Annotated in this window: 1 pseudogene; it reads right to left on the bottom strand. The window is 56.7% G+C overall.

From position 1 onward, the window contains the following. Positions 1 to 240, bottom strand: a pseudogene (locus EOD29_RS33395) (Flp pilus assembly protein CpaB); the annotation flags it as partial. Between the last annotated feature and the right edge of the window lie 14 nt (positions 241 to 254).

The raw sequence follows: 254 nt of genomic DNA, 5'->3' as shown, positions 1-254 counted from the left end.
GAACGAGCCTGTAGGTGTTTCATTCGAGGGCCACGGAATGGCTCTGAGATTTTCGGATCGGATCCGATCGCCGAAGCGCATCGCCTTGGCGGCGACAACGAGTGTCCGTTCCTCGGCCTTGATGCCGTTCATCGCCAGCAGCCGGGCCTTCTGATCGGAGAGATACTCGCGCATGCCGAAAACTGCTGCTGCTGCGAGGACAAACGCAATAACGAGACTTAAAATCGTTGAAGAACGCATCGCGGTTACTCGCT

Origin of the sequence: Mesorhizobium sp. M1A.T.Ca.IN.004.03.1.1 (assembly GCF_003997555.1) — a bacterium.
Classification (GTDB): Bacteria; Pseudomonadota; Alphaproteobacteria; order Rhizobiales; family Rhizobiaceae; genus Mesorhizobium.
Note: the sequence above shows the minus strand (reverse complement) of the source record. Positions and strands in the feature narration are given on the sequence as shown.